Origin of the sequence: Mesorhizobium sp. M4B.F.Ca.ET.017.02.2.1 (assembly GCF_003998955.1) — a bacterium.
In the GTDB taxonomy this organism is placed as follows: Bacteria; Pseudomonadota; Alphaproteobacteria; order Rhizobiales; family Rhizobiaceae; genus Mesorhizobium; species Mesorhizobium abyssinicae.
The window spans coordinates 1-2,235 of sequence record NZ_RZOF01000556.1; the positions used below are offsets into that span (position 1 = coordinate 1).

2 protein-coding genes are annotated in these 2,235 nt (G+C 67.5%); both read left to right on the plus strand.

What is annotated here, in order from left to right; translation table 11 throughout:
* Positions 1-42: 42 nt before the first annotated feature.
* Positions 43-1,524 carry an amidophosphoribosyltransferase gene (gene purF, locus EN738_RS33675; protein WP_127287302.1) on the plus strand — a complete coding sequence of 494 codons (1,482 nt, stop codon included), beginning with the start codon at positions 43-45 and terminating at the stop codon, positions 1,522-1,524.
* Between the two features lie 27 nt (positions 1,525-1,551).
* Positions 1,552-2,235: SDR family NAD(P)-dependent oxidoreductase (locus EN738_RS33680; RefSeq protein WP_127287303.1), on the plus strand; the 684-nt coding region annotated here is incomplete at its 3' end.

The following is a 2,235-nucleotide window of genomic DNA, read 5'->3' on the forward strand; positions in this document are numbered from 1 at the left end:
GCGATCGCCTTATATGGCGATTTTAGCGGAGCTTGAGCCCCCATGGCAGTTTCGAAGGCAGACGCAGGCGACGTGCTTTCCGCCGAGGCCGACGACCATTTCCACGACGAGTGCGGCGTGTTCGGCATTTTCGGCCGGCAGGATGCGGCGGCGATCGTCACACTCGGCTTGCACGCGCTGCAGCATCGCGGCCAGGAAGCCGCCGGCATCGTCTCTTATGACGGCAGTCAGTTCCATGTCGAGCGCCATGTCGGCCTGATCGGCGACACCTTCACCAAGCAGCGCGTCATCGACAGCCTGCAGGGCAATCGCGCCATCGGCCACACCCGCTACGCCACCACCGGCGGCGCCGGCCTGCGCAACATCCAGCCCTTCTTCGCCGAGCTCGCCGAGGGCGGCCTCGCCGTCGCCCACAACGGCAACCTCACCAATGCGCTGACCGTGCAGCGCGCGCTGCAGAAGCAGGGCTCGATCTTTTCCTCGACCTCCGACACCGAGACGCTGCTGCACCTGGTCGCCACCAGCAAGGAGCGTGACCTGAATTCGCGCTTCATCGACGCGGTGCGCCAGGTCGAAGGCGCCTTCTCGCTTGTCGCCATGACGGCCAAGAAAATGATCGGCTGCCGCGACCCGCTGGGCATCCGCCCGCTCGTGCTGGGCGACCTCGATGGCGCCTGGATCCTCGCCTCCGAGACCTGCGCGCTCGACATCATCGGCGCCCGCTTCGTGCGCGACCTGAAGCCCGGCGAGATGGTCGTCATCACCTCCAAGGGCATCGAGAGCCTGTTCCCGTTCGAACCGCAGAAGACCCGCTTCTGCATCTTCGAATATGTCTACTTCGCGCGGCCGGATTCCTCGGTCGAAGGCCGCAACGTCTATGAGGTGCGCAAGCGCATCGGCGCCGAACTGGCGCAGGAAAACCCGGTCGAGGCCGACATCGTGGTGCCCGTGCCGGATTCCGGCACGCCGGCCGCGATCGGTTTCTCCCAGGCCGCCGGCATCCCCTTCGAGCTTGGCATCATCCGCAACCACTATGTCGGCCGCACCTTCATCCAGCCCGGCGATTCGATCCGCCACATGGGCGTCAAGCTCAAGCACAACGCCAACCGCCGCATGATCGAGGGCAAGCGCGTGGTTCTGGTCGACGATTCCATCGTGCGCGGCACCACCAGCCAGAAGATCGTGCAGATGGTGCGCGACGCCGGCGCCAAGGAAGTGCATATGCGCATCGCCTCGCCGCCGACCAGCGCGTCGTGCTTCTATGGCGTCGACACGCCGGAGAAGTCGAAGCTGCTCGCCTCGCGCATGTCGGTCGAGGAGATGGCGGAGTTCATCCGTGTCGATTCGCTCGGCTTCCTGTCGATCGACGGGCTTTACCGCGCCGTCGGCGAGGCCGGGCGCGACAACGACCAGCCGCAGTTCTGCGACGCCTGCTTCACCGGCCAGTACCCGACCCGCCTGCTCGACTTCGAAGGCCACGACAATGTGCGCACGCTGTCGCTGCTGGCGACAAGCGGGGCGTAGGCCGGACCACCTCACGGAAGCTCTCGCATGACCCTCGACCTCTCCGGCCGCCTGGCGGTCGTCACCGGCGCTTCGCGCGGCATCGGCTATTTCATGGCCAAGGAACTGGCTGCCGCCGGCGCGCATGTGATCGCGGTGGCACGCACCGTCGGCGGGCTCGAGGAGCTCGACGATGCGATCAAGGCCGAGCACGCCAGGACCGGCAAGGGCGAGGCCACGCTGGTGCCGCTCGACCTTGCCGACATGGCCGGCATCGACCGGCTGGGCGGCGCCATTCACGAGCGCTGGGGCAAGCTCGACATCCTCGTGGCGAACGCCGCCGTGCTCGGCGTCATCACGCCGATCGGCCATGTCGAGGCCAAGACGTTCGAGAAGGTGATGACCATCAACGTCACCTCGACCTGGCGGCTGATCCGTTCGGTCGACCCGCTGCTGCGCCTGTCCGACGCCGGCCGCGCCATCATCATGTCCTCCAACGCGGCGCACTCGGCACGCGCCTTCTGGGCGCCCTACGCTGCCTCCAAGGCGGCGGTCGAGACGATGATGCGCTCCTGGGCGCATGAGACGCAGAGCCTGCCGCTCAGGGTCAACGCGGCCGATCCCGGCGCCACCCGCACCGCCATGCGCGCGCAGGTCGCGCCGGGCGAGGATCCGGAGACCTTGCCGCATCCGTCCGAGATCGCCAGGCGGATCGTGCCGCTGGCCAGCCCG